Below are 26730 nucleotides of genomic sequence, written 5' to 3' on the forward strand. Positions count from 1 at the left end.
TCTTGACAAGGAGTTTTTTTTATGGAATTTTCTATTCGCGATATAAAAGGTATCGGACCTCGTAAGGAAGCGCTTTTTGCCCGGCTGCACCTTACGACGGTAACGGACCTCCTGCAGTATTTTCCCCGCGACTATGAGGACCGAAGCCACTGCCTGCCCATCGGTCAGGCACCGTGCGGAACCGGGGAGGCCGTACTTTTATGCGGCACCGTGGCCTCAGTTCAAGAAGCGCGACCGAGGCGCGGGCTGTCCCTTTTGAAGGTGGCCGTCAGTGACGGGACGGGCGCCGTCGAATTGGTCTGGTTCAACCAGGCGTTTAAGAAACGGCAGTTCAAGGTCGGCATGACCTTGACCGCCTTTGGGAAATTGGAATGGGCCTACGGCCGTCGTCAGATGAATTCTCCCGACACGGAAGAGGGGCGGGTGGAAGGGGCCGGTTTCGTCCCCGTCTATGGACTGACAGACGGACTTCGCCAGCAGGACCTGAGAAAGGCTGTCCGGAGTGCCCTCGATGTGGCGGCGGTTCATCCGGAAATCATTCCCGGCTGGGAAGCAGGCCGCCATTCGGTATTTTCGCAGCTGCCGTCGCTCGCGGCCTATGAAAACCTCCATTTTCCGTCGTCTATGGAGGCTAAAGAACAGGCGCGGCGCCAACTGGCCTTTGAAGAGCTCTTCGACATGCAGCTCGGCCTCCTGCTGCGCCGCCACCGTGAAGGCCGGCGTCAGGGCATCAAGTGCGGCCCTAACGGGAAGCTGCTTCGCGCCTTTTATGAACACCTGCCTTTTACGCTGACCAAGGGGCAGACACAGGCCTTCTTAGATATTCAGAATGACATGGAAAGTGAAGCGGCCATGCAGCGCCTAGTTCAAGGGGATGTCGGCTCGGGGAAGACCGTCGTCGCTGCCCTGGCCTTGGCAAAAATCGTCGAAAACGGCTACCAGGGGGCGCTGATGGCACCGACGGGGATTTTGGCGGCTCAGCACTATGAAGAATTTCTCCGACTCTTTGACGGCCTCGACGTCACCATCGCCCTTTTGACCGGCCGGACGACGGCTAAAGAACGGCAGCAGCTCTTAGAAGACCTTCAAGAGGGGACGATTGACATCCTCATCGGGACCCATGCCTTGATTCAGGAAGATGTCGTCTTTCGCAGTCCGGGATTGGTCGTCACCGATGAACAGCATCGCTTCGGCGTCCGGCAGCGGTCGGCTCTGGCCCGGAAAGGGCAGGAACCCCATGCTTTATTCATGACGGCGACGCCCATTCCCCGGACGCTTACCCTGTCGCTCTATGGCGATCTCGACGTGTCGTCTATCCGTGAACTGCCGCCGGGGCGCAAGACGGTTAAGACTTATGCCGTCGGTGAAGCCTTGCGCCGCCGGGTCTATACCTTTATGGACAAGCTCATGGCTGAAGGTCAGCAATGCTACGTCGTCTGTCCTTTGGTAGAAGCATCTGAGTCCGTCGATCTCCAGGCGGCGACCGATCTCTATGAAGAGCTGCGCCATAAGTTTTTCAAGAATCGCACCTGCGGCCTGGTCCACGGCCGCATGGCCGGTAAAGAGAAGGAAGCTGTCATGGAAGCCTTTCAACAGGGGGACATCGACCTGTTGGTGGCGACGAGCGTCATCGAAGTCGGCGTCAACGTCCCTAATGCGACGATCATGTTCATCGACGGTGCCGAGCGCTTCGGCCTGGCTCAGCTCCATCAGCTGCGCGGCCGCGTAGGACGCGGCGACCTTCAGGCTTACTGCATCCTCATGGCCAAGGGCGGCACGGAAGAGACGAAAAAGCGCCTTAAGTGGATGGAGACGATTCACGACGGTTTTACCCTGGCCGAAAAGGACCTGCTCCTCCGCGGTTCAGGCCAGCTCTTCGGCTACCTCCAGCACGGCCTTCCGGACTTAAAGGCTGCCGATATCATAAACGACGTGGCCATCCTGGAAGCGGCCCGCGATGCGGCACGGCAGTGGTGGCAGGAGTCGGGAAATACCGAGGCCGTCGAGGCAGCTCTGAAGCGGCGGTTTGGCAAGTCTTTTGCCGGTCTCTTGAACAACTGATGAGAAAAATTACTTTAAAATTATGTACAGAACAGGTGATTTCAGTTATAATAAGGGATAAGCTATTTAAGGGGATTTACCCCTTTTATTTCTTATATTTTTCAAAACAGAGGTGCAAATATGAGATCTGATAAATTTGGTATGAGAGGTTTGACATTTGATGACGTTCTCTTGGTTCCGGCCAAGTCTGACGTACTTCCGAAAGAAGTGGACGTATCAACGAACCTGACCCGCGATATCAAACTGAATATTCCTATTATGAGTTCCGGTATGGATACGGTAACGGAAGCCCCTATGGCGATTGCCGTTGCCCGCGAAGGCGGCATTGGCGTTATTCATAAGAATATGTCCATTGCAGCTCAGGCCCGTGAAGTCGACAAGGTAAAACGGTCGGAACACGGCATTATCATCGATCCCATTTTCCTTCACCCTGACAATCTCTTGGCCGATGCCAATGAATTGATGGGGAAATATCGCATCTCCGGTGTACCTATTACGGTCGACGGCAAACTCGTCGGTATCATCACCAACCGTGACATGCGCTTTGAAGAAGACATGAGCCGCCGCATCGGCGATATCATGACCCAGGAAAATCTGATTACGGCTCCTGTCGGCACATCCCTGGCAGACGCTAAAGAAATTCTCCGCAAGCACCGCATTGAAAAATTGCCCCTCGTCGATAAAGAAGGCAACCTGCAGGGGTTAATCACAATTAAAGACATTGAAAAAGCTACGAAATATCCGAATTCGGCAAAAGACGGCAACGGCCGCCTCTTGGTCGCAGCTGCTGTCGGTGTCACCCATGACATGACCGACCGCCTCGATGCTCTCGTCGCTGCTAAAGTCGACGTCGTCGTTATCGATACGGCTCACGGCCATTCCTTGGGCGTACTCAATACGCTGAAAGAAATCAAGAAGATGTATCCTCACCTTCCGGTTATTGCCGGCAACGTCGCAACCGGCGCTGCTACGGAAGCCCTCATTGAATGCGGTGTCGACGCCGTTAAAGTCGGTATCGGACCGGGCTCCATCTGCACGACTCGTATCGTCGCCGGTATCGGCGTACCGCAGATCACGGCCGTTCATGAATGCGCAAAAGTTGCACAGCGCTACGGCATTCCTGTCATTGCTGACGGCGGCATCAAATACTCCGGCGATATGGCTAAAGCCATTGCAGCCGGCGGCAACGTTGTCATGATGGGCAATCTCCTTGCCGGTACGGAAGAAAGTCCGGGCGAAACGGTTATTTACCAGGGCCGAAGCTACAAAGAATACCGCGGTATGGGATCCTTGGCTGCCATGGAATCGGGCAGTAAAGACCGTTACTTCCAGGAAGATGCTAATGCGAAGAAACTCGTTCCGGAAGGCATTGAAGGCCGTGTACCTTACAAAGGACCTGCTGCCGATACGATTTATCAGATGGTCGGCGGTCTTCGGGCATCCATGGGCTACTGTGGCTGCCACAACATCAAAGAAATGATTGAAAATACGCAGTTCATCCAGATTACCGCAGCCGGTCTTCGTGAAAGCCATCCTCACGATGTCAATATCACGAAAGAAGCTCCGAATTACAGCGTAAACTAAGCAGGGCGGAGGGTATACGTTGACTAGTATAATCGATATCTTGTCCGTTCCCATTGGCAATGTCACTATGAAAGAAGCGCAGGCACTGGCCTTCAAGTGTATCGATGAAGGCCGTGCTGCTTCCATTGCGACGGCCAATGCGGAAATGGTCATGCGGGCCCAGTCCGATTCCGAACTGGCTCAAATCCTGCAGCAGGCCGACCTGGTAGTTCCCGATGGGGCCGGCGTCTTGTGGGCTGCAGAGCAACAGGGCAAGAAATTTAAAGAACGTGTTACAGGTGTCGATTTGGCGTGCAGTCTGCTGCAAGAAGCAGCTGCACGCCAAACGGCTGTCTACCTCTTTGGAGGTGCTCCCGGCATTGCCGATCAGGCAGCAGCCAATCTGAAGCGGCAATTAGGGACGCTCAATGTCGTCGGGACTCATTCTGGCTTTTTCTCCGTCGATGAAGAAAAACAGATCATTGAAGAAATCGGCAGCAAGGGAACGAGGATTCTCTTAGTCGCCCTCGGCGTGCCGAAGCAAGAAAAATGGATACACGAGCATTTGTATGAACTCGGCCCTTGCGTCTGTATGGGTGTTGGCGGGACTTTTGATGTCTTGGCCGGCAAAGCGGCCCGAGCTCCGAAATGGATGCAGGAAAACCGCTTGGAATGGCTCTATCGTCTCATCAAAGAGCCGACACGCTTTAAGCGTATGCTGGCTCTGCCGAAGTTCGTCATCGCTGTGAAGGGCAGCAAACGGAGTCAGTGATTTGAGGTGATGAATTGAATAGTGATGTCTTAAACAAACCTTATATTGTAGAAGACGGCTACCCATTTATCATTGTGCCGCTTTTACTGGCCGTGGCGGCAGGCTATTTTATCAATGCCTATGCGGCAGCCCTGCCGGTTTTGCTGGCCTTGTATTTTATGTATTTTTTCCGCAACCCCCGGCGCAGACCGCCGGCCGATGACAGCCTTTTAGTATCGCCTGCTGACGGTACTGTCGTCGGTATCGAAGAGGTCGAGGAAGACTCGTATCTGAATCAAAGGTGCCGGAAAATCATTATCTTCCTGTCTATTTTCGATGCCCACGTCAATCGGGCGCCTTTGCCGGGAACGATTGACTTCCAGCAGTATACCTGCGGCCGATTCCGTCCGGCTTATAAAGATGGTGTCGGCTACGAAAATGAACGCTATTCCATCGGCATTCATTCGGCACGTACGGATATTTTGGTTAATATCATTGCCGGCGTCCTGGCCCGGCGCATTGTCTCCTGGGTCACGTTGGGTGATGAATTACAGCATGGCCAGTTATACGGCATGATAAAATTCGGTTCCTGTGCAGAAATCTATGTACGTGACAACGTTGAAATCACTGTCGAAAAAGGCGATAAAGTTCGCGGCGGTGAATCGATAATAGGGAGGATTGTTTCATGAAGAAGATAATACCGTGTCTGTTTACGTCAGGAAACCTGAGTTTTGGTGTCCTGAGTATGATGATGACACTCCATGGGGAATTTGTTTGGGCCGGAATCTGCATTCTCCTGGCTGTCGTCTGTGATGCCTGTGACGGCCGTTCAGCCCGGGCTCTCGGCGTTGCCGGTGAATTTGGCAAAGAACTGGATTCCCTGTCAGACGTCGTATCTTTTGGGGCTGCTTCGGCTTTCTTGATTTATACCTATTCCTTGCAGACCTTAGGCTGGGTCGGCGCGATTCCTGCTATTATTTATGCAGCCCTGGGCGGCATTCGCCTGGCTCGTTTCAATCTCAATACCGGCGTCGTCCACGGTTATTTCCAAGGCATGCCGATCCCGAACGGCGGCTGCCTCATTGCGACCTTCGTCATTTCCGGTGCCGTGCTTCCGCCGTGGTTGGTCGCGATTTTAGTCGTCCTCTTGGGATATAATTTGGTCAGCCAGATCCACCACCCGGACTTCAAAGGTGCCAGCCCTGACGTACTCCATAAATCGGCTCTGGCGATTGCCGTCATTATCGGGGCCTTGGTCTTGTATGTTGTTGATTGGCATTTGATCATTACGATGCCATTCTTACTGTACATTATCTTCGGGTTAGTCAATACGGCCATGAACGTCGCAGCAGCTCGCTAAGTCTTTAGGGAGAGTCGCATATGGAACATATTTTGGATATCATCATGATACCCATACAGGTCATCATCGTTTTTTATTCACTATATTACTTTACGTTAGCCTGCTTCGGTCTGATGAAGCGGCGCGAGCACAGTACGGCAGCCCCAAAGCATACTTTCGCTGCCGTCATTTGTGCGCATAACGAAGAGCGGGTCATTTGGCAGCTCATCGATAATTTAAAACAGCTTAATTATCCGAAGGACATGTACGATATCTACGTCGTTGCCGATAACTGTACGGATAATACGGCTGACATCTGCCGTGAACACGGAGCCATCGTCAAAGTCCGGACCAATAAGGAAGAAGTCGGCAAGGGCTATGCTCTGGACTGGATGTTTTCTCAAATGCTGGCTCAGGAAAAGCAATACGATGCCTTTGTCGTCTTTGACGCCGACAACTTGGTCCATCCCGAATTTTTGCGGGAAATGAACCATCACCTGTTGAAAGGGGAGAAGGTCATCCAAGGCTATATGGATTCCAAGAATCCGACCGACTCTTGGATTGCCGGTACCTTTTCCATCGCTTTTTGGCTGATCAACCACATGTGGCATTTGGCTAAATACAACATCGGTTTGTCGACGGCTTTAGGCGGTACGGGGATGTGCATTGCAACGGAAATCGTCCGCAAGTACGGCTGGGGCTGCGACTGCCTGACGGAAGACATGGAATTTTCCATGAAGGTCCTCCTCGAAGGCGTGCGGACCTGTTGGGCCCATGATGCCATCATTTATGACGAAAAAGTCGTCGGCTTCATGCAGTCCTGTCGTCAGCGAAAGCGCTGGGCTCAAGGACAGTGCGACTGCGGCGGGCGCTTCATTCCCAAGTTGTTTGCCCGGGGCATCAAAACGGGAAATATTCGTATGCTTGACGGTATCATTACCTTGTCCCAGCCTTTTTTTATGATGGCTTCGACGATATACGCTGTACTGGCATCGATTAATTCCTATTGGCCTTTTTATACCAATATTTTGAACACCATCGTGCCCGTCCAGATTTGGACGATCATCGGTGTCGGACAATATCTCATTCCTATCATCGTCTTACTGCAGATCAAGGTTCCCCGTAAATCCTGGCTGTACCTCATCGTGTATCCCCTTTTCATGTACAGCTGGATTCCCGTCAACTTCCTCGGTTTCAAAGACAGGCATAAGATGAAATGGAGTCACACCCCGCACACCAGGGCGTTATCCTATGAAAGCGCGGCTCTGCTGCGGAAGGAAAATAAAAAGTAGGAGGTTTATTATGCACATTTTGTTGACCAATGATGACGGGTTGAAGGCCCTGGGCCTGCAGACGTTAAAACGAGAACTTTCGGCCCATGGATGCCGGCTGACTGTCGTTGCGCCGAATGGCCAGCGCAGTGCTGCCTCCCATTCGATGACGATTAATAAGCCCCTTTACTGTCAGGAAATGTCCCATGAAGAAGGCATTCGGGAAATCGCCGTCTCCGGAACGCCTGTAGACTGCGTCAAAATGGCCCTCGAATTCTTCCTCAAGGATGATCAGCCGGATCTTATCATTTCCGGTATCAACGACGGCTATAACCTTGGCAGTGACGTCCTCTATTCGGGGACGGTATCAGCCGCTATGGAAGGCCCGTACTACGGCCTGCCGGCTTTTGCCGTATCGATGATCAACCTGACGGAAGAACGATGCGTCAAGACGGCGCAGTTGATGTGGCAATTGATTCAAAAGATTACTCTCCAAGGCCGTTTCCCCGGTATTGTCAACGTCAACGTGCCGCCTGAAGGGGAAATCAGCCTGAAAAACGTCCGGATTACGTCGCAGACTGTCCAGATTTACCACAATGTCATCGCTGAAAAACGAGACCTGGACGACAGCGTCTGCTATCGAATTGTCGGTGACATTGACATGACGACGGCCCCTCCGGACAGTGACGTCGCCTGCGTCCGCGACGGCCATATTGCTTTGACGCCGCTCAAGTGGCAGCAGACGGCAGAACGGTCTCTGGATCATCTGAAAGGGGCGCTTCACTGTGACTGATGCCGAGCTCATCGACGCCGCCAAGGAATATCGCCGTCATTCATACAGTCCTTATTCCCATTTTTCGGTAGGGGCTGCCGTGCTGATGGAATCAGGCCGCGTCTATGGAGGATGCAACATCGAAAATGCCAGTTACCCTTTAAGCAACTGCGCCGAACGGACGGCCATTTTTAAGGCTCTTTCCGAAGGGGAGAGAGGCTTTAAAGCCCTGGCTGTCGTCGCCGATACGGACGGGCCTTGTTCGCCCTGCGGCGCCTGCCGACAGGTCATGGCCGAGTTTCGCATTCCGCGGATTATCATGGCCGATATGAAGGGCGGCGTACAGGTTGTTTCTTGGGAAGAACTCCTGCCCTATGCCTTTTCCGGAGCAGATTTGTCCCGATAGTATCGTCAATACGGACAAATTTCCACAAAGGGCTTGCATTTTTTTTACAGCAGCGTTATAATAACAGCACATCATACATATTGCGTGAACGAAACACACGGGAGAAGGCACAGCCTACCGACGGAGTCAAACTCTCAGGTGCCCCTTAAGGGGTGGGACCGTGTGTGGACACGACTCTGGAGAGTCCCATTTGGGCGCCGAAGGTGCAAGGATATTGTTTCTAATCTCTCAGGCAAAAGGACAGAGCTAGCGGAAGAAAGCCTTTATTTTTCTGCGACCTTTTAGGACCTATCTCTTCAGAGTGATGATGATAGGTCTTTTTTTATGTTATTATACTAAAATACACTAAAAGGGGAGTATGCAAGATGTTGGAAACATTGAATGCCATTGACAGTTTTATTTGGGGACCGCCTTTATTGATCCTGCTTATCGGGACCGGTATCTTATTGACGGCTCGCCTTCGTTTGCTGCAGATTTCGAAGCTGCCGAGAGCCTTGAAGCTCATCTTCACAGCTAAGAACCAGGGCGATGGTGACGTAGACAGCTTTAAAGCTTTATGTACGGCTTTGGCAGCTACGGTCGGTACCGGCAATATCGTCGGTGTCGCGACGGCTGTTCATGCCGGCGGTCCCGGAGCCATTTTCTGGATGTGGATGGCAGCCTTCGTCGGTATGGCTACAAAATACGCTGAAGGTTGTTTAGCCGTTAAGTATCGGACGGTCGACAAGAACGGTGAAATCGCCGGCGGCCCGATGTACTACATCGAAAATGGGTTAGGCAAAAAATATAAACCCTTGGCTTTCTTGTTTGCCTTCTTCGGCGTCCTCGTCGCCTTCTTCGGTATCGGGACCTTTGCTCAGGTCAACTCCATCGTTGAAATCACGCGGCTGACGACAAGCATTCCCGTCGAATATACGGCCGTCGTCCTGACCATCCTGGTTGCAGCTATTACGATTGGCGGCCTGCAGTCCATCGCCCGCGTAGCGTCTAAAGTCGTTCCGGCTATGGCCATTATCTACATCATCTCGACGGTTGCTTTCTTGGTCATCTTTGCCGATAAAGTTCCGGCAGCTATTGAACAGATTCTCGTCAGCGCCTTCACTCCGACGGCGGCTGCCGGTGGTTTCCTTGGAGCTACGGTATTGGTTGCCATGCGAAATGGGGTAGCCCGCGGCGTCTTCTCCAACGAATCGGGTCTCGGCAGTGCACCGATTGTTGCAGCTGCTGCTAAAACAAAATGGCCGGCTGAACAGGGCCTCATTTCTATGACCGGTACCTTCATCGATACGATCATCATCTGCACCTTGACGGGTCTCGTCTTGGTCGTCAGCGGGGCTTGGATGGGTGACGTCAACGGGGCAGCTCTTACCAATGCCGCCTTTACGATGGCCTTCCCGACGTATGGCAGCATCATCCTCTGCATCGGACTTACCCTCTTTGCTTTCACGACGATCCTCGGCTGGAACTACTACGGCGAACGCTGCGTTGAATACCTCGTCGGTGTTAAAGGCATTATGCCCTACCGCATTATCTTCATCGCTCTCGTCGCCTGCGGTGCTTTCATTAAACTCGATGTCATCTGGATCCTGGCTGATATCGTAAACGGTCTGATGGCTATTCCGAACCTCATTGCCCTCATCGGCTTGAGTGGTGTCGTCGTAGCAGAGACGAAAAAATACTTCGATTATTTGAAAGAAGAAAAGAAAGATCTGTCCGACGATTTGGAAGAAGAAGCTACGCCGGGCCATTAAATCTTTCGTAAAAAATACTTGACGATTCTCTCCATTATGGTATAATTAATCTTGTGCCAAGCACTGAGTAAAATTTCTGCAAGGCACAAGAGATATGCCGGGGTGGCGGAATGGCAGACGCACCTGACTCAAAATCAGGCGGGTAACACCGTGAGGGTTCAAGTCCCTCCCTCGGCACCAAATCATTAAGAACTGCAGCACAAAGCCTTTTACAGCAATGTGTTGCAGTTCTTTTTTTATCCTGAAGTAGATTCATATCGAGGTGCCTGCACAGCTTGTCTGCAAGCTGGTTCTGGTGACTGCAGTTCCTTCCGTAGGACCGCCGTATTTTAGCCGAATGTTATCCTTATCTTTGTAGGGGCGAAAAAGAGATCCGCTCATATTATAGATATATATAGAAAGAAAAAGGGGCATACTCTTTTTCTGTTAGCCACTGTTTTCTTCCTATCTAAATATGTTATAATAAAATAGATAAATGATTATAGGGAGGAGTCGATTTACATGAATGAAATCTTTGCCAGACGGAGTATCCGTAAATTTTTGCCCACTATGGTAGAAGATGAAAAGATAGAAAAGCTGCTGCATGCTGCAATGGCTGCTCCATCTGCCGGAAATCAACAGCCTTGGGAATTTTATGTGGTCCGCGACAAACGTGTCATGCAGGACTTGTCTCAATGCAGTCCGTATGCCGGCTGTGCCAACGGCGCTGCCCTGGCGATTGTCGTTTGTTCTCGTGACGAAAATATGCGTTTTCCTGCTTTTGCTTCACTCGATCTCAGTGCTGCTGTTGAAAACATCCTCATCGAAGCGGTACACCTTGATCTCGGTGCTGTCTGGCTTGGCGTTACCCCTTATCGGGCTCGCGAAGTTTTGGTACGTCGTGCCTTGGGCGCTCCGAAAGGCGTGACCCCCTTTGCCATCGTAGCCCTCGGTTATCCCCAGGCAACGGCAGAAGACAAACCGCATGAAGACCGTTATGATCCATCCCGAATTCATTACGTATAATAAATAACTGTTGTACGGCATCGAAAGGGTCCTGTCGCTATGTGACAGGACCTTTTCCTATTTTTGTTAAAGGAAGGGGATTTCTATGACTGAAGAAAAAGCTCCTATAACCCTTCATTTAGCGGAACTGAGGCGGCGTCTCCTCTTTTCGCTGGCTGCCTGGCTCATCGGCAGTATCGCTGCCTATACTTATGTAGATGATATCATTGCCGTCATCTCAGCACCGGCAGGAAGACTGTATTTTTTGAATCCGGCAGAAGTCTTCTTTTCTTACATCCAAGTCGCAGCTGTAACGGGATTATTTGTGACCCTGCCTATCCACTGTTATGAATTATGGCGGTTTTTGAAACCGGCCCTGCATGAAAAAGAGGAGCGGGCTGTTCTGTGGTTTCTGCCGGCAGCCCTCATCTTATGGTATGGCGGGGCGGCCTTTTCCTTCTTCGTCGTATTCCCGCAGGCTGTCCGATTTTTCATGAGCTTTTCTGCCGTGTCCCTGCAGCCGATGTTTTCTTTGGCCGCTTACTTGTCCTTTTTCGTCGCCTTTGTCCTGCCCTTTGCCATCGGCTTTGAATTGCCCCTGGCCCTCATTATCCTGTCCAAGTTGGGGCTGGTTACGGGGAAGTCACTGCGGCAAAAACGGCGATTCTTTGTCGTCGGAGCCTTTATCTTTGCCGGTGTCGTATCGCCGACGACGGATATGATCACACAGACGGCCATTGCCGTGCCCTTGATTTTTCTCTACGAGGGAACGATTTTGGTCATGCGGTTCATGAAGCGCTGAAGGGGAATATTTATTGATAAATTAACTTTATGTCGCGTGTATACAGTATTTCTTTGTATACAAAGTGGCCGTCTCTTGTAATGTTTTTCCATTTTGCTATAATAGAGAAAGCGGTGAATGTATGGGCGTCGATATGCTGTGCGTTTACCGGTCTGATTTAATCTTTATACGCAGGAGGGTATTTTCATGAAAAAAATTCGTTCGGTTTTAGTTGCCAACCGCGGAGAAATTGCAATTCGTGTTTTCCGGGCTTGTAATGAACTGGGAATCCGCACGATTGCGATTTATTCCAAAGAAGATTCGCTGTCGCTGCATCGTTTCCGCGCAGATGAATCGTATCTGGTCGGTGAAGGCAAAAAACCGGTAGATGCATATTTAGATATTGAAGATATTATCCGTATTGCCCATGAGCACGACGTCGATGCCATTCATCCCGGTTACGGATTCTTGTCCGAAAATGCGGACTTAGCGAAACGCTGTGAAGAAGAAGGTATTATCTTTATCGGCCCGAAGGTTGAACACCTTATCATGTTCGGCGATAAGATCAATGCCCGTATTCAGGCAAAGAAGGCCGGTATCCAGTATATTCCCGGCAGCGACGGCCGCGTTGAAAGCTATGAAGAAGTCGAATCGTTTGCCAAAGAAGTAGGTCTCCCGATTATGTTGAAAGCCGTTAATGGCGGCGGCGGCCGCGGCATGCGTATGGTCGACTCCATGGAAGAACTGCGCGATGCTTATGAACGGGCAAAATCGGAAGCTCAGCTGGCTTTTGGCAGCGATGAAATTTATCTTGAAAAGTGTATCATCAATCCGAAACACATCGAAGTTCAGATCATGGGCGACGAACACGGCAACGTCATTCACCTCTTTGAACGTGACTGCTCCATTCAGCGTCGTCATCAGAAGGTCGTCGAAACGGCTCCGGCTTCGGCCCTGCCGGTAGAACTTCGCCAGAAGATCTGCGATGCTGCCTTGAAATTGATGAAAAACGTTCATTACGTCAATGCCGGTACGGTTGAATTTTTGGTTACCCCTGACGGCAACTTCTACTTCATCGAAGTTAACCCCCGTGTCCAGGTAGAACACACGGTTACCGAAATGATTACGGGTATCGACATCGTCCAGACCCAGATTAAAGTCGCTGAAGGCTATGCCCTTGACAGCGATGAAATCGGCATTAAGTCTCAGGATTCTGTCCACTGCCTCGGCAATGCTATCCAGTGCCGTATTACGACGGAAGACCCGATGAACAACTTCATGCCTGATTCCGGTAAAATCACGGTATACCGCAGCGGCGGCGGCTTCGGCGTCCGTCTCGATAGCGGTAACGCTTATACAGGTGCGATTATTACGCCGTACTATGATTCGCTCTTGGTCAAGTCGACGACTTACGGCCTCGATCATGCTAAAGCCGTTCAGAAGATGCTCCGCGTCCTTCAGGAATTCCGTATCCGCGGCGTCAAGACCAATATCGGTTTCTTGATCAACGTTTTGAGAAGCCCGGAATTTGTCGACGGTTCTTATAATGTAAACTTCATCGACAATCATCCGGAACTGTTCAATCTGCCGGTCGTACAGGACCGCGGCACGAAACTCTTAGAGTACATCAGCGATACGACGATCAACGGCTATGCCGGTGCCGGCCACCAGGAAAAGACTGAATTTGAACCGTTGGAACTGCCGAGTGTTGAAAACGGCCCGTATCCGGACGGCACGAAACAGAAATTTGATGCTATGGGACCAGAAAAATTCTCCCAGTGGATCAAAGATCAGCATAAGGTATTCTTCACCGATACGACCATGCGTGACGCTCACCAGTCCTTGTTTGCTACCCGCGTTCGTACCATCGATATGCTCCGCGTTTTGGAAGCCGCTTCTAAGAAACTCCCGAACCTCTTCTCCTATGAATGCTGGGGCGGGGCAACCTTTGACGTAGCGTACCGCTTCCTCTATGAAGATCCTTGGGTTCGTCTGCGCCAGATGCGTGAAAAGGCTCCGAACATCCTTCTTCAGATGCTCGTCCGCGGTGCCAATGCCGTCGGCTACACCAGCTATCCGGACAATGTCGTCAAGAACTTCATTGACCTCTCGGCCAAGAACGGCATCGACGTATTCCGTGTTTTCGACAGCCTTAACAGCTTAGACAATATGTACGGCACGATTCAGGCCGTTCGTGAAAACAATAAATTGGCAGAAGTTGCACTCTGCTACACCGGTGATATCCTCGATCCGTCGCGGAATAAATACGACTTGGCCTACTACGTCAACATGGCTAAGGAATTGAAAAATGCCGGTGCCAACATCATCGCCATTAAAGATATGGCAGGCCTCTTGAAGCCGGAAGCTTCGTACCGCCTGGTATCGGCCTTGAAAGATGCCGTTGACCTGCCGATTCATCTCCATACCCATGACGGTTCTGGCAATGCGATTACGACCTACAGCCGGGCTATTGATGCCGGCGTCGATATCGTCGACGTTGCCTACTCGGCCTTTGCCGGCGGCACCAGCCAGCCGAGCATGAGCACCTTGTACTACGCTTTGAGCGGCAAGGACCGCCAGCCGGATCTCGATGTCAATGCTATGGAAGAAATGTCCCGCTACTGGGCTACGGTTCGTCCGTACTATAAGGGCGTCGATAAAGCTGAAGCTTATCCGAATACGGAAGTATACCAGCATGAAATGCCGGGCGGCCAGTTCTCCAATCTCCGCCAGCAGGCTAAGGCTGTCGGCCTCGGCGATCACTGGAATGAAATCAAGAAGATGTACCACACGGTCAGCATGATGTTCGGCGATATCATCAAAGTTACGCCGTCGTCTAAAGTTGTCGGCGACATGACCTTGTTCATGGTTCAGAACAACCTGACCGAACAGGATATCTATGATAAGGGCGACGTCCTCGACTTCCCGCAGTCCGTCGTCGAATTCTTTGAAGGCCGTATCGGTATTCCTTACCAGGGCTTCCCGGAAAAACTCCAGAAGATCATCCTGAAAGGGAAGAAACCCCTTACGGAACGGCCGGGCAAGAGCCTTGCTCCTGTCGATTTCGACGCCGTCCGTGCCAAACTGGCTGAAAACGGCTACAAGCACGAAGCCGAAGATATCAATGCTTACTGCCAGTATCCGAAGGTCTTTGAAGACTACAATGAAAAGGTCAAGAGATTCGGCGATGTCAGCGTTCTCGATACACCGACCTTCTTCTTCGGCATGAAGAAAAATGAAGAACTTCACGTTGAAATCGAAGAAGGGAAGGATCTCATCATCACCCTGATCAACATCAGCGATCCTGATGAAAGCGGCGTCCGTACGGTTACCTTCATGTTCAACGGTGCCGAACGTGAAATCCGCGTTCAGGATAAGAGCGTCGATATGAAGACCGTTTCCCGCCGTAAAGCCGATCCCGATAAGGCCGGTGATATCGGTGCTACCTTGTCCGGTTCGGTCGTCAACGTCCTCGTCTCGAAGGGCCAGAAAGTTAAGAAGGGCGAACCCTTAGTCGTTACTGAAGCCATGAAGATGGAAACGACGATTACGTCGCCCATCGACGGTACTGTCGGCGAAATCTATGCCGTCAAAGGCCAGGCCATCATCAGCGGCGACTGCCTGCTCGAAGTATTAGAATAAGATTACGATTTATAAAGCAATAAAGGTGCTGCCGCATGTGCGGCAGCACCTTTTTAATTAAAGGAGAACAGCTATGAAAATGGTAACCGTCTATTTACTGGGCAAGATGTTTTCTGTTCCGGAAGACTTGACGATTATGCGGGCTATGGAATATTCCGGCTTCCGCCTCGTCCGAGGCTGCGGCTGCCGCAGCGGATTCTGCGGTGCCTGTGCCGTCGTCTACCGTCTGAAAGGACAGACTGAAACGCACTCGGCCCTGGCCTGTCAGACCAAAGTCGAAGACGGCATGTGCGTCGGCCGGCTGGAATCGTTTCCTATCAAAAAGATGGACTATGACATGGATGATCTGCCCGTTGCCGGAAACGTCGTCGGTCAGCTTTATCCCGAAATTTACAACTGTATCCACTGCAATGCCTGCACGCGGAACTGTCCTCAAGGAATTCAGGTCATGAAATATATCGCCTTGGCTCAAAAGGGAGATTACGCCGGCTGTGCGAAAGAATCCTTCCGCTGTGTCTGCTGCAATATCTGCGCCGCCAGCTGTCCGGCTAAAATCAGTCACGGCCCGGTCGGCCTCTTAGCTCGGCGCATTCTCGGCAAGTATATGGCCAAAAAGAGCCGCCATTTAGAGGATCGCGTAAAGGCCATTCAAGAAGGAAAGTATATTGCCGATGTACAGCGCTTAATGGATGCCGATGACGATGAATTACGCCGCTTGTATGAAGGGCGGACTATTGAAAAATAGGAGGACCTCATGATATATACCGAAGAAATGCGGGCGTCTCAGGCACGGGTCGAGGCGACGCGCAATATTCGCCTGTCAGAAGAATTGCCGCGGTTTACGGCCGAAGAAAAAGACCTTCTTTTAAGGCAGTTTCACCCGGATTATAACCAAGATGGATTTACGCGCCTTTCCGTAGGACCGAATAAAGGCGACTTGGTACCCAATGAGCTGGCCATTCTCTTACAGGGAAGGAGCCGTATGGATGAGGCTGACGTCGATTTAGACCACATCCAATTTGAAACGGATGTCCTGGTCATCGGTGGCGGCGGAGCCGGTGCAGCAGCTGCGATTGAGGCTGCCCGTCACGGGGCCAAGGTCCTCATGGTGACCAAACTGCGCCTGGGCGATGCCAATACGGGCATGGCCGAAGGGGGCATACAGGCTGCCGATAAGGATCAAGATTCACCGGCAGCCCATTATTTAGATGCTATGGGCGGCGGCCATTACAAGAATATTCCCGAACTATTGGCTGAATTGGTCCTCCATGGACCGGAAGCCATTCAGTGGCTCAGTTCCCTAGGCGTCTTGTTCGATAAGGACAGTGACGGCGCGATGGTGACGACCCATGGCGGCGGGACGTCCTATAAACGGATGCATGCCTGCGGCGACTATACGGGAGCAGAAATCATGCGTGTCCTTCGTGATGAAGTGCGAAATGCCGGTGTCGACGTCATCGAATATTCGCCGGCTGTCGAATTACTGCTCGACAAAGACGGACAGGCTGCCGGTGCCGTCCTCTATGACTTCGATACCAAGGAATATCACGTCGTCCGTGCCAAGAGTGTCATCCTTTCTGCCGGCGGTGCCGGACGCCTCCACTACCAGGGATTTCCCACGTCGAATCATTACGGTTCGACGGCTGACGGATTGGTCATGGCCTATCGGGCCGGCGTTCCTCTCCTCTATGCCGGGGCTATTCAGTATCACCCGACGGGGGCTGCCTATCCGCCTCAGATTTATGGGGCTCTGGTTACGGAAAAGGTTCGCTCCCTCGATGCCATGCTGGTCAATAAGAACGGCGAAGCCTTTCTCCATCCCTTAGAAACGCGGGACGTCGTGGCAGCGGCCATCATCCGCGAGTGCCAAGAACGGAATAAAGGGGTCTATGCCCTTCACGGTCCGGCTGTCTGGCTCGATACGCCTATGGTCGATATCCTCCATGGCGAGGGGACGATGGAAACCAGACTGCCGGCTATGATCCATATGTATGAAAAATTCGGCATCGATATCCGAAAACAGCCGATTTTAGTCTACCCGACCCTGCACTATCAAAATGGAGGCATCTGTATCGGGGCCAAGAGTGAAACGAAAATCCCTGGCCTCTATGCTGCCGGGGAAGACGTCGGAGGTATTCACGGCAAGAACCGCCTCATGGGAAACAGCCTCTTGGATATCATCGTCTTTGGCCGGATTGCCGGAACGGCGGCAGCAGTCTACAGTCAGACGGCCCGTCCCGGAAAGGGAGGGCTTGACCATGTCCGCCGCTTCGATGAAGAACGGGCAGCTGCCGGGTTTACGAGTGACGTCTTGTCACCGAAACTCCTGCCGGACTATACCCACAACCGGGGTACTCGGGGATAAGGCCTATCAATCGGCTGCTTTGGTACCATGAAGATGATGGACCTTCCAGGTGATGGCCATGCTGAGGCACAAGAGAATGGCACCGGCAGCCCAAAAGACGTACTTCATGCCAAGGAAGGTGGCGATGACGCCGCCTAGGATCGGGCCGCCTATGGCACCGATCTGCTGGGCTGAGAACAGGAGGCCGAAGACACGGCCCTTGATATTGGCACTCGTCTTTTCTGCCAAGATGGCATTGATCGACGGATAGATACCGGAGAAGAAGAGGCCGACGGCGAATTGGCTGGCTGCAAAGGTATACAGCGCATCGGGAAGGGACTGGATCAGGAAGAAAATCCCTGCCAGAATCAGGACGATGCGCAGGGTTTTAACGAAGCCGTGGCGCTGACCGAAGCGGCCCCAGAGGGGAGCCGTAATGGCGCTGGCAAAGCCGCCGAGAGAAAAGATGAGGCCTGACACAAAGACCAGGTTATCGATGTCGCCGGCCAGACGGGAAATATAGGTCGTTAAAATCGGCTGGACGATGAGAATGACCGCCTGTACCAAGGCTGCACTGATGAGCATCAGGCGGATGACAGGAGTCTTCCACAGGCTGACCGATTTTCCGTCATTAGAAGTATTTTCCGCCTCGGCTGCGGCCGTGTCCGTCGGAGGTTCTTTAATAAAGAATACTAAGACTAAGAAGTTAAGGAACAGGGCAGCGGCTGCCAAAAAGAAGGAACGGCGCATGCCGAAGGCTTCGGCTAAGATGCCGCCGAAGAGGGGCCCGATGATGCCGCCGGCTGTGAGTGCGCCCTGCATGACGCCCAGGCAGATGCCAAGTTTTTTAGGCGGTGCATAGGTGGTCATAATGGCCAGCTCCATGGGCCACAGGCCCGATGCAAAGCCTTGGAACATGCGCATAAAGGTCAATTCCAATGGCGTCGTTACGATGCCGCCGAGAAAATAACTGATGGATAAAAGAAAACTGGCGCGGATAGCCATGAGCCGTTTGCCTCTCTTATCGGCCATCCGTCCCCAAATGGGGGCCATGACGGCACTGATGAGAAAGGTTGAGGAAAAGACGATGCCGGACCAAATGTTGACCGACGCCGCATCGACGCCGAGGTCCCGGGTCAGATACATGGGTAGGAAGGGGATGAGCATGGTGTAGCTTGAGGACATGAAGACGACGTTACACGTTAGAATTGCTAAACAGAGTTTCCAGTTCACAGCGATCACCTTTCTTTCGATTTGTTAACGTAGTCAATTTACTATTATACGCTGACACCGTGATAATAACAACGGCAATTGCCTTGTCATGAAGGATATAGAGCCTTATAATGAATTTATCTATATTGGAAAGGAATGATTCTCCTTGGCCATTTACCTTGCAAAGCGCCTGATAGGCGCCTGTATCGTCCTGTGGGCCGTCATTACCATTACCTTTGGCCTGATGCACGCCATTCCCGGCGGCCCCTTTACGCAGGAAAAGAAACTGCCGCCGGCCGTCATGGCGACTGTTGAAGCCCGGTATCACCTAGATGAACCGCTGTGGGACCAGTATGTCGATTACGTCCGTCATGCTGCTGTCCTCGACCTCGGCCCGTCTTACAAATATCCCGGCAAAACGGTTAATGACATTATTGCAGAAACCCTGCCCGTATCGGCTGAACTCGGACTCATCAGCCTCTGTCTTGCCATCGGGATCGGCGTTTTGGCCGGCATGGCCGCCGCTTGGTATAAGAATACCTGGGTCGATTACGGGATGATGATCGGAGCGACTCTCGGCGTTTCGGTTCCCAGCTTTATCTTAGCAGCTGTGCTCATACAGCTCTTCGCTTTTACTTGGCCGATCCTGCCGGCTGCCTTATGGAAGGGGCCGGCCTATGTCATTTTGCCGGCCTTAGCTTTGGCTGCCCAGCCGACAGCCTTCATCATGCGATTGACTCGGTCGAGTCTCGTCGATGCTTTGGGCCAGGACTATATACGGACGGCTCGGTCGCGGGGCGTCGGCCCGTGGTCGTTACTGTACCGCCATGCCCTGCGCAACGCCCTGTTGCCTGTCGTCAGCTACATCGGCCCCTTGGCGGCTGCCTTGATGACTGGCAGTTTTATCGTCGAGACCATTTTTGCCATTCCCGGTTTAGGCCGCCATTTCGTCACCAGTATTTATAATCGCGACTATACGGTCATCTTAGGGATTACGATTTTTTACAGCTTTCTCATCATGATGATGAATCTGCTCGTCGACATCATTTATCCGTTCTTGGATCCGCGCATTACCGTCGACAGCCGAAAGGAGGAATAGCTATGGATTTCACACCGATTACGGCGGCTGACCGAAGAGAACCCTACGTGGAACCCCAAACGCTGCGCGACCGCGGCTGGCGTCAGATGAAAAGGAATCCCCTGGCCCTCTGGGGCATGGCTATCGTTATCGTCATGACTGTCCTGGCTGTCGTCGGACCCTTTTTGTCTCCCTATACCTATGCCGACCAAAGTCTTGCCGAAGCCAACGCCTGGCCCTCGGCGGCGCACTGGTTCGGTACTGATTCCCTCGGCCGGGATCTCTTTGTCCGCATCTTGTACGGTGCCCGCATTTCCTTATCTATCGGCTTTGTAGCCAGTCTCATCAACGTCTTTATCGGCGTCCTTTACGGTGGGATTTCGGCCTTGGTCGGCGGCCGAGTCGACCGGCTCATGATGCATATCGTCGACATCTTGTACTCGATTCCCATGCTGCTCTACGTCATCTTGCTGATGGTCGTCTTCAAACCGGGACTGCTCAACATCTATTTGGCTTTGGGCATTGCCTATTGGCTTAATATGGCACGTGTCGTCCGCGGTCAGATCCTCAGCCTGAAGCAACAGGAATATGTTATGGCCGCCCGTTCCTGCGGGACTTCTACCTGGCAGATTTTGCGGCGTCACATGATTCCCAACTGCGTCGGACCGATCATCGTCACCTTGACCTTATCGATTCCGGAGGCCATCTTTACAGAAGCCTTTTTAAGCTTCATCGGCCTCGGCGTTTCTGCGCCCATGGCAAGCTGGGGGGTTCTGGCTTCGGAAGGCATCAACAGCATGCGTTCCTTTCCCTTCCAGCTCGTTTTTCCGGCCTTGGCCTTGTGCATTACCATGCTGGGCTTCATGTTCTTAGGCGACGGTCTGCGCGATGCCTTGGATCCGCAGAACCAGAAGGAGGGGAGCCGATGAATCCGTTACTCGAAGTGCGTCATTTGTCCATTTCATTCCATACGTATCGCGGCCTTTTGGAAGCCGTTCACGACGTATCGCTAACGGTCCATCCCGGTGAAACCGTCGGCATTGTCGGCGAATCGGGCTGCGGCAAGTCGGTCACGTCCCAGGCGGTCATGAAGTTATTGCCTCAAGGCGCGGCAGAATACAGGAGCGGAGAGATTTTATGGGAAGGCCGCGATATCGTTCCCTTGTCAGAGCGGGATATGAATGACCTTCGCGGCCGCGATATGGCCATGATTTTTCAGGATCCCATGACATCCCTCAATCCGGTCCTCACCATTGGGGACCAGCTTTGTGAAGGAATCAGCCTTCATCAAAAGCTTACGAAAAAGGAACAAAAGGCCAAGGCCTTAGAACTCCTTAAAGCCGTCGGGTTGACATCTCCGGAAAAACGGCTCGACCAATACCCTCATCAATTATCAGGCGGCATGCGTCAGCGCTGTCTCATTGCCATGGCCCTGTCCTGTTCGCCAAAACTCCTCTTTGCCGACGAACCGACGACGGCCCTCGACGTGACGACGGAAGCCCAGGTTTTAGACGTCTTGAAAAAACTTCAAGAAGAATTGGGCATGGCTGTCGTCCTCATTTCGCACAATCTCGGTGTCATTGCCCAGATGTGCCGCCGAATTTACGTCATGTACGCCGGTACGGTCGTCGAAGAAGGATCGGCTGACGACATTTTTTACCGTCCTGCTCATCCGTATACCCGAGGGCTTTTAGCCTCATTGCCTGATCCGTCGGATCGAAATAAGGTATTGACGGGTATTCCCGGTCAGGCCCCGGACTTATTCCACATGCCGCAGGGTTGTCGATTCTATCGGCGTTGTCCCCTGGCCATGAAGGTCTGTATGGAACAGGAACCGCCGCGGGAAGAAGTCGGTCCCGGCCATCACTATACCTGCTGGCTGACAGCGGCAGAAAGGAGGGGCGACGATGGCACTCATTGAAGCTAAGGGCCTTACGAAACAATTCATTATAAATCGCAGCTGGCTGGGCCGGCCGACAAAATTTCTCACGGCTGTAAACCGCGTATCCCTCGCCATTGAACCGGGCGAGACCGTCGGTCTCGTCGGCGAATCGGGCTGCGGCAAATCGACTTTCGCTCGTACCTTATTGGGCTTATACCCTAAGACCGAAGGAACTATTTACTATAAAGGGGACAACATCGAGACTCCTTCTGTATGGCAGGCATATCGGCGCCAGGTGCAGATGATCTTTCAGGATCCCTATGCATCCCTGGATCCCCGCATGACCGTCGAAGATATTATCAGCGAACCCCTGCGCAATTACTGCCTCTGTTCCGATGACCGCCAGCGGCGTCAGCGCGTGGCCGACTTATTGACGCAGGTCGATTTAAGACCGGAAACGGCCCAGCGCTATCCTCATGAATTCAGCGGCGGACAGCGTCAGCGCATCGGCATTGCCCGGGCCCTGGCCGTCGATCCGGAATGCATCTTCTGCGATGAACCGATTTCAGCCCTCGACGTATCGGTCCAGGTCCAGATTGTCAATATGCTGAAGCGGCTCCAAGCGGAACGGCAACTATCCTATCTATTTATTGCCCATGACTTGAGCATGGTCCATCATTTGAGCCGCCGCATTGGCGTCATGTATCTGGGAAGCCTCGTTGAATTGGGGCCGAGCGACGCCGTCTTTCATCACCCCCTCCATCCCTATACGAAGATGCTCATCGCCTCGGTCCCCCGACCGGATCCGCATTATCGGCGACAGACCCTTATTTCAGGTGAAGTTCCCAGCCCTCTCGACGTACCTTCTGGCTGTGTCTTTCATCCGCGCTGTCCCTATAGCGATGAACGATGCAGCAGGGAGATACCGGCCTTTCGGCCCGTCGATGATGGTCGGGTCGTTGCCTGCCACCATGTCAAAGGAGGGACGGACTGATGAAAAAATATATCTTTTTATTGATGGCAGTATTAATGGCCGTCCTTCTCAGTGCCTGCGGCGTAGAACGGCCGGATACGGTGAGCTACGTCTTAGAAGCTGAGCCGTCCCGTCTCGATCCGGCCATGACCACGGCCCTTGCCGAAAGTAATACAGAGTTACAAATTTTTGAAGGTCTGACTCGTCTCGAAAACGATGTTCCCAAGCCGGCTCTGGCCAAGAGTTGGGATGTTTTGGCCGATGGCAAGACCTATATCTTTCATCTCCGAGACGGTATTGAATGGAGCGACGGTACGCCCATTACGGCCGGCGATATCGAATATTCTTGGAAGCGCGTCGTCGACCCTGATGTCGCTTCGGAAAACGCCTATATGCTCTTTTGTATCGATAAGGCTGAAGATTACTTTAAGAAGAAAGCCTCTGCCGATGAAGTCGGCGTCAAAGCCCTCGATGACAAGACCCTGGAAGTCCGCTTGAAAGAGCCGACGGCCTATTTCCTGAACCTGACGGCCTTTCACTGCTATTATCCCGTACCGCGAAAGCTTGTCGAAGAAAAACCGGATACCTGGGCGGCCGATGCCGAAGGCATGGTTTCCAGCGGCCCCTTTAAGATCGTCAGTTGGAATCATTCCAGCGAAATTAAACTGGTTAAAAATGACCGCTATTGGGACGCCGATGCCGTAAAACTCAGTCATATCGACCTTCCTATCAGCGATTCCCAGGCGACGCGCCTGACTTTGGTTGAAAGCAATCAGGCCAACATGACCGTTGAACCGCCGCCGGCCGATCAGGAACGACTGGAAAAAATGGGCTTGTACAAGATTGCCCCGTATTTGGGTGCCTATTATTATGTATTTAACGTACAGCAAAAGCCCTTTGATGACGTCCGCGTCCGCAAGGCTTTCGCCCTGTCCATTCAGCGCCAAGGCCTGATTGACCACATCATACGGGCTGAAAAAGAACCGGCCTATGCCTGGGTTCCGCCGGGATTGAAAGATACGGCGACGGGCCGTGATTTCCGAGAAGAAGGGGGAAACCTCATCACGGAAGATCCGACAGAGGCTCGAAAGCTGCTGCAGGAAGCGGGATACGATGAAAATCATCCGCTGCCGGCTGTGACGGTCCTGTTTAATACTAATGAAATGCACAAGGCCGTTGCCGAAGCCCTGCAGGCTATGTGGAAGGAAAACCTCGGCGTGTCGGTATCCCTCATGAATCAGGAGTCAAAAGTATTCATGGCCTCGCGGGCTCAGGGGGACTACCAAGTGGCTCGGGCGTCGTGGATTGCCGATTACGCCGATCCCATGACTTTTCTCGATGTCTTTGCCGATGAGGAAAATGATGCCCAGTACCACAATCCGGCCTATAATGAACTGATTCGCTTAGCAAAGGCTACCAACGATGAAGGACAGCGCATGGCTTATATGCATCAGGCCGAACAGATGCTCTTTGACGACTGCGTCATCATTCCTATTTACTACACGACCCAGCCTTACGTGGCCCAGCCTTATATTAAAGGCTACCATTGGTCGCAGCTGGGGTTGGTAGATTTTAAACATGCCTATATCGACGAGGGAGAAAGGAAGTAAGAACATGGATTACCGTTGTGCCGATGCCCTGAAGCCGGGCGATACGATTGCCGTCGTGGCACCGTCAGCCGCTCTTGCCGAAGATGATGCGGCTGTGGGCATTGCCTTTTTAAAAGAACTTGGATATAAGGTGAAGTTAGGGAAATCCGTATCGGCTCACGACGGTTATCTGGCCGGAAGTGATGCCCTGCGGGCTGCTGATATTAACGAAGCCTTTGCCGATGACGGTGTAAAAGCCATCATGTGCCTTCGCGGCGGCTACGGAGCGACGCGGATCTTGCCGCTCCTGGACTATGAATTGATTGCTGCCCATCCGAAAATCTTTATCGGTTTTAGTGACATTACGGCTCTTCATACGGTCTTTCTGCAGCACTGTCATTTTCGACCCATTCACGGGACGATGGTCATGTCTCTGGCCCGCAAGGCTTCGGATTATACGAAAGAAGAACTGCGTTGGGGATTGGCTCATCCTTATGATTTACGAACCTTGCCGTCTGCACCGGGACATAAGCCGGAAGCAATCGTTCCCGGAACGGCGACGGGACCGCTCTTAGGCGGCAACTTGATGCTGCTGTCGGTTACGGCAGGAACGCCTTACGCACTGCAGTCCGATGAAGGCATCCTCTGTTTGGAAGAAGTCGGGGAAGATGCCTATTCTTTGGACCGAATGCTTTGCCATATTGAGCAGGCTGGCCTCATCGACGGCGTGAAAGGCCTCGCCTTTGGCGAATTTTATCGCTGCAATCCCACGGAGGGAAGCGAGTATGAATGGACCGTCGAAGACGTTATTCGCGCCTATGCGAAAAAATGGGGAAAACCGGCCGTCATGGGCTTATCCTTTGGGCACGGAGCCGATAACGCTTGGCTGCCTTTAGGACAAACGGTGAGACTTGAAGCAACGGAAAATCGGGCAGAACTCGTATTTCTGCCGTAATTGTAGGAGGATCCTGATGGAGTATAAACAATTAAAAGAAGACGCCTGCCGCTATGTCGATGAACTAAAACCTCTCATCTATGAGATTGCCGACAAGCTGCACGCTCGTCCCGAACTGGGGCAGCAGGAATTTTTTGCCTCATCTCTACTGAAAGATGTCCTGACTGACCACGGTTTTGTCATCGACAATCCCGTGGCCGACGCTTTTCCGACGGCCTTTCACGGAACCCTTGGAAAGGGCCCCTTTCAGATGGGATTTTTAGCCGAATACGACGCCCTGCCTAAGATCGGGCACGGATGCGGCCATAATCTCATCGCTGCTATGAGCATCGGTGCGGCCCTGGCTTTTGCCAAAGCGGCCGGAGATAAGGCGACGGTCCATGTTTTCGGCTGCCCTGCCGAGGAAACCGTCGGCAGTAAAGTCTATATGAGCGACCACGGCGTCTTCGATAATCTTCATGCGGCCGTCATCGTTCATCCCGGCGTCGATAAAACCTATATCGGCGGCACCTCTTATGCGACGCATCCGTTACAGTTTACCTTTTTGGGAAAGGCCGCTCATGTCGCTGATACAGAATATCACGGAATCAATGCCCTCGATGCCTTAGTTGATTTCTATGGCCGCCTCAAGGAATATGAAAAGACGCTGACCGAGCGCCATATCATCGGCGCCATCATCACCGAAGGCGGTACGGCTCCCAATATTGTGCCTGACAGAGCTGTTCTCAAAGCGACGATTCGGTCTTTGACCGTCGATTATTTAGAAGATAAGATGCTGCCGGACATCAAACAACTGGCCCGCGATGCAGCGGCAGCTCATGATGCGTCTGTAGAAATGGTTCACTATGAACCTCTTTATAAGAATATGATTAATGATCCGAAAATGGACGTCTACTTTGCCGACGCCTTTAACCAGCTTTATGAAGAATTCGGCCTTCGCAGCGACGATTTTGCTGAAGGTTCGACCGATGTGGGCAATGTCAGTCAGGTGACGCGAGTCAGCCAGCCTGAAATTTGCATTGGCTACGGCATGTCCGGTCATACGCCGGAATTTGCGGCAGCTGCCGGCAGTGACCTTGGGAAAATGCAGGCTCTGACTGGGGCTAAAGCGATGGCCATGGTCGCGCTGGACGTCATGGGAGAAGAACATTAAAAAAAACGCCGAGAAAAGTGATTGACTTTTCTCGGCGTTAATGTTATTATATAAAAACCAGCTGCAACGAGACGTGAGAAAGAAAATGCAAGTTTTTTTTGTTGTGCCTATTTATGGTTGTCGGGTCTTATGAAGAAGTTTGAAAATAATGCTTGACAAGCTCTACGTAGTTTGGTAAGATAAACAAGTCGTCACTACGACGGCAGATGACCTTTGAAAACTG

At 52.3% G+C, this 26730-nt stretch carries 22 protein-coding genes, 1 tRNA gene and 1 riboswitch; of the genes, 22 read left to right on the forward strand and 1 reads right to left on the reverse strand.

Annotated features, from left to right (window positions below; all coding sequences use genetic code 11):
• Positions 1-21 precede the first annotated feature (21 nt).
• The 15 genes from recG to QZQ46_RS05835 all read left to right on the forward strand — a co-directional run bounded on the left by recG (position 22) and on the right by QZQ46_RS05835 (position 17686).
• The gene (gene recG, locus QZQ46_RS05765) at positions 22-2061 is read left to right on the forward strand and encodes an ATP-dependent DNA helicase RecG (RefSeq protein WP_296827773.1); all 2040 of its coding nucleotides are present in this window, start codon (positions 22-24) and stop codon (positions 2059-2061) included.
• Between the two features lie 120 nt (positions 2062-2181).
• Positions 2182-3645 carry an IMP dehydrogenase gene (gene guaB, locus QZQ46_RS05770; RefSeq protein WP_296827776.1) on the forward strand — a complete coding sequence of 488 codons (1464 nt, stop codon included), beginning with the start codon at positions 2182-2184 and terminating at the stop codon, positions 3643-3645.
• Positions 3646-3664: 19 nt separating this feature from the next.
• Positions 3665-4396, forward strand: coding sequence for a WecB/TagA/CpsF family glycosyltransferase (locus QZQ46_RS05775; RefSeq protein WP_296827778.1), 732 nt, complete (start codon positions 3665-3667; stop codon positions 4394-4396).
• A 14-nt stretch (positions 4397-4410) separates the two neighbouring features.
• Positions 4411-5064, forward strand: a complete 654-nt coding sequence (locus QZQ46_RS05780) for a phosphatidylserine decarboxylase (protein WP_296827780.1) — start codon at positions 4411-4413, stop codon at positions 5062-5064.
• Entirely contained in the window at positions 5061-5735 is a 675-nt protein-coding gene (gene pssA / locus QZQ46_RS05785; RefSeq protein WP_296827783.1) for a CDP-diacylglycerol--serine O-phosphatidyltransferase, read from the forward strand. The genes QZQ46_RS05780 and pssA overlap by 4 nt, the downstream gene beginning before the upstream one ends.
• A 20-nt stretch (positions 5736-5755) precedes the next feature.
• Positions 5756-7006, forward strand: a complete 1251-nt coding sequence (locus tag QZQ46_RS05790; protein ID WP_296827786.1) for a glycosyltransferase family 2 protein — start codon at positions 5756-5758, stop codon at positions 7004-7006.
• 10 nt (positions 7007-7016) lie between these two features.
• Positions 7017-7778, forward strand: coding sequence for a 5'/3'-nucleotidase SurE (gene surE / locus QZQ46_RS05795; protein WP_296827789.1), 762 nt, complete (start codon positions 7017-7019; stop codon positions 7776-7778).
• Positions 7771-8163: a cytidine deaminase gene (locus tag QZQ46_RS05800; protein WP_296827791.1), complete on the forward strand. Its 393-nt coding sequence runs from the start codon at positions 7771-7773 to the stop codon at positions 8161-8163. Before surE ends, QZQ46_RS05800 begins: the two co-directional genes overlap by 8 nt.
• A 166-nt stretch (positions 8164-8329) precedes the next feature.
• Positions 8330-8417: riboswitch (glycine riboswitch) on the forward strand.
• 111 nt (positions 8418-8528) lie between these two features.
• A complete protein-coding gene (locus QZQ46_RS05805; protein WP_296827794.1) occupies positions 8529-9914 on the forward strand; it encodes a sodium:alanine symporter family protein in 1386 nt (461 codons plus the stop codon).
• Positions 9915-10010: 96 nt separating this feature from the next.
• A tRNA-Leu gene (locus QZQ46_RS05810) sits at positions 10011-10094 on the forward strand.
• Positions 10095-10415: 321 nt separating this feature from the next.
• A complete protein-coding gene (locus tag QZQ46_RS05815) occupies positions 10416-10919 on the forward strand; it encodes a nitroreductase family protein (RefSeq protein WP_296827797.1) in 504 nt (167 codons plus the stop codon).
• Positions 10920-11004: 85 nt separating this feature from the next.
• A complete protein-coding gene (tatC, locus tag QZQ46_RS05820; protein WP_296827800.1) occupies positions 11005-11700 on the forward strand; it encodes a twin-arginine translocase subunit TatC in 696 nt (231 codons plus the stop codon).
• Between the two features lie 186 nt (positions 11701-11886).
• On the forward strand, positions 11887-15321 hold the full coding sequence (locus QZQ46_RS05825; RefSeq protein ID WP_296827804.1) for a pyruvate carboxylase: 3435 nt from the start codon (positions 11887-11889) through the stop codon (positions 15319-15321).
• 73 nt (positions 15322-15394) lie between these two features.
• Positions 15395-16066, forward strand: a complete 672-nt coding sequence (locus QZQ46_RS05830) for a 2Fe-2S iron-sulfur cluster-binding protein (RefSeq protein WP_296827806.1) — start codon at positions 15395-15397, stop codon at positions 16064-16066.
• 9 nt (positions 16067-16075) lie between these two features.
• Positions 16076-17686: an FAD-dependent oxidoreductase gene (locus QZQ46_RS05835; protein ID WP_296827809.1), complete on the forward strand. Its 1611-nt coding sequence runs from the start codon at positions 16076-16078 to the stop codon at positions 17684-17686.
• Between the two features lie 6 nt (positions 17687-17692).
• Here QZQ46_RS05835 and QZQ46_RS05840 read toward each other — a convergent pair whose 3' ends face one another.
• Entirely contained in the window at positions 17693-18898 is a 1206-nt protein-coding gene (locus QZQ46_RS05840) for an MFS transporter (protein ID WP_296827812.1), read from the reverse strand.
• Between the two features lie 145 nt (positions 18899-19043).
• Between QZQ46_RS05840 and QZQ46_RS05845 the strand changes: the two genes are divergently transcribed.
• The 7 genes from QZQ46_RS05845 to QZQ46_RS05875 are packed head-to-tail and all read left to right on the forward strand — an operon-like array spanning position 19044 to position 26507.
• Entirely contained in the window at positions 19044-19976 is a 933-nt protein-coding gene (locus tag QZQ46_RS05845) for an ABC transporter permease (RefSeq protein WP_296827814.1), read from the forward strand.
• 2 nt (positions 19977-19978) lie between these two features.
• Complete coding sequence (locus QZQ46_RS05850; RefSeq protein ID WP_296827817.1) at positions 19979-20884, forward strand: ABC transporter permease; 906 nt, start codon at positions 19979-19981, stop codon at positions 20882-20884.
• Positions 20881-21876, forward strand: a complete 996-nt coding sequence (locus tag QZQ46_RS05855; RefSeq protein ID WP_296827820.1) for an ABC transporter ATP-binding protein — start codon at positions 20881-20883, stop codon at positions 21874-21876. Before QZQ46_RS05850 ends, QZQ46_RS05855 begins: the two co-directional genes overlap by 4 nt.
• The gene (locus QZQ46_RS05860; RefSeq protein ID WP_296827823.1) at positions 21863-22831 is read left to right on the forward strand and encodes an ABC transporter ATP-binding protein; all 969 of its coding nucleotides are present in this window, start codon (positions 21863-21865) and stop codon (positions 22829-22831) included. The genes QZQ46_RS05855 and QZQ46_RS05860 overlap by 14 nt, the downstream gene beginning before the upstream one ends.
• A complete protein-coding gene (locus QZQ46_RS05865; RefSeq protein WP_296827831.1) occupies positions 22831-24420 on the forward strand; it encodes a peptide ABC transporter substrate-binding protein in 1590 nt (529 codons plus the stop codon). The genes QZQ46_RS05860 and QZQ46_RS05865 overlap by 1 nt, the downstream gene beginning before the upstream one ends.
• Before the next feature lie 4 nt (positions 24421-24424).
• Positions 24425-25354, forward strand: a complete 930-nt coding sequence (locus QZQ46_RS05870; protein ID WP_296827835.1) for an LD-carboxypeptidase — start codon at positions 24425-24427, stop codon at positions 25352-25354.
• Positions 25355-25370: 16 nt separating this feature from the next.
• Positions 25371-26507: an amidohydrolase gene (locus QZQ46_RS05875; RefSeq protein ID WP_296827838.1), complete on the forward strand. Its 1137-nt coding sequence runs from the start codon at positions 25371-25373 to the stop codon at positions 26505-26507.
• The last annotated feature ends 223 nt before the right edge of the window (positions 26508-26730 follow it).

This window comes from uncultured Megasphaera sp. (genome assembly GCF_900539295.1).
GTDB lineage: Bacteria > Bacillota > Negativicutes > Veillonellales > Megasphaeraceae > Megasphaera.

Bases quoted from the DNA above. Each gene is read 5' to 3' on its own strand.
- recG (WP_296827773.1), top strand. From the start codon at position 22: ATGGAATTTTCTATTCGCGATATAAAAGGTATCGGACCTCGTAAGGAA.
- guaB (WP_296827776.1), top strand. From the start codon at position 2,182: ATGAGATCTGATAAATTTGGTATGAGAGGTTTGACATTTGATGACGTT.
- pssA (WP_296827783.1), top strand. From the start codon at position 5,061: ATGAAGAAGATAATACCGTGTCTGTTTACGTCAGGAAACCTGAGTTTT.
- QZQ46_RS05790 (WP_296827786.1), top strand. From the start codon at position 5,756: ATGGAACATATTTTGGATATCATCATGATACCCATACAGGTCATCATC.
- surE (WP_296827789.1), top strand. From the start codon at position 7,017: ATGCACATTTTGTTGACCAATGATGACGGGTTGAAGGCCCTGGGCCTG.
- QZQ46_RS05805 (WP_296827794.1), top strand. From the start codon at position 8,529: ATGTTGGAAACATTGAATGCCATTGACAGTTTTATTTGGGGACCGCCT.
- QZQ46_RS05815 (WP_296827797.1), top strand. From the start codon at position 10,416: ATGAATGAAATCTTTGCCAGACGGAGTATCCGTAAATTTTTGCCCACT.
- tatC (WP_296827800.1), top strand. From the start codon at position 11,005: ATGACTGAAGAAAAAGCTCCTATAACCCTTCATTTAGCGGAACTGAGG.
- QZQ46_RS05825 (WP_296827804.1), top strand. From the start codon at position 11,887: ATGAAAAAAATTCGTTCGGTTTTAGTTGCCAACCGCGGAGAAATTGCA.
- QZQ46_RS05830 (WP_296827806.1), top strand. From the start codon at position 15,395: ATGAAAATGGTAACCGTCTATTTACTGGGCAAGATGTTTTCTGTTCCG.
- QZQ46_RS05835 (WP_296827809.1), top strand. From the start codon at position 16,076: ATGATATATACCGAAGAAATGCGGGCGTCTCAGGCACGGGTCGAGGCG.
- QZQ46_RS05850 (WP_296827817.1), top strand. From the start codon at position 19,979: ATGGATTTCACACCGATTACGGCGGCTGACCGAAGAGAACCCTACGTG.
- QZQ46_RS05855 (WP_296827820.1), top strand. From the start codon at position 20,881: ATGAATCCGTTACTCGAAGTGCGTCATTTGTCCATTTCATTCCATACG.
- QZQ46_RS05860 (WP_296827823.1), top strand. From the start codon at position 21,863: ATGGCACTCATTGAAGCTAAGGGCCTTACGAAACAATTCATTATAAAT.
- QZQ46_RS05865 (WP_296827831.1), top strand. From the start codon at position 22,831: ATGAAAAAATATATCTTTTTATTGATGGCAGTATTAATGGCCGTCCTT.
- QZQ46_RS05870 (WP_296827835.1), top strand. From the start codon at position 24,425: ATGGATTACCGTTGTGCCGATGCCCTGAAGCCGGGCGATACGATTGCC.
- QZQ46_RS05875 (WP_296827838.1), top strand. From the start codon at position 25,371: ATGGAGTATAAACAATTAAAAGAAGACGCCTGCCGCTATGTCGATGAA.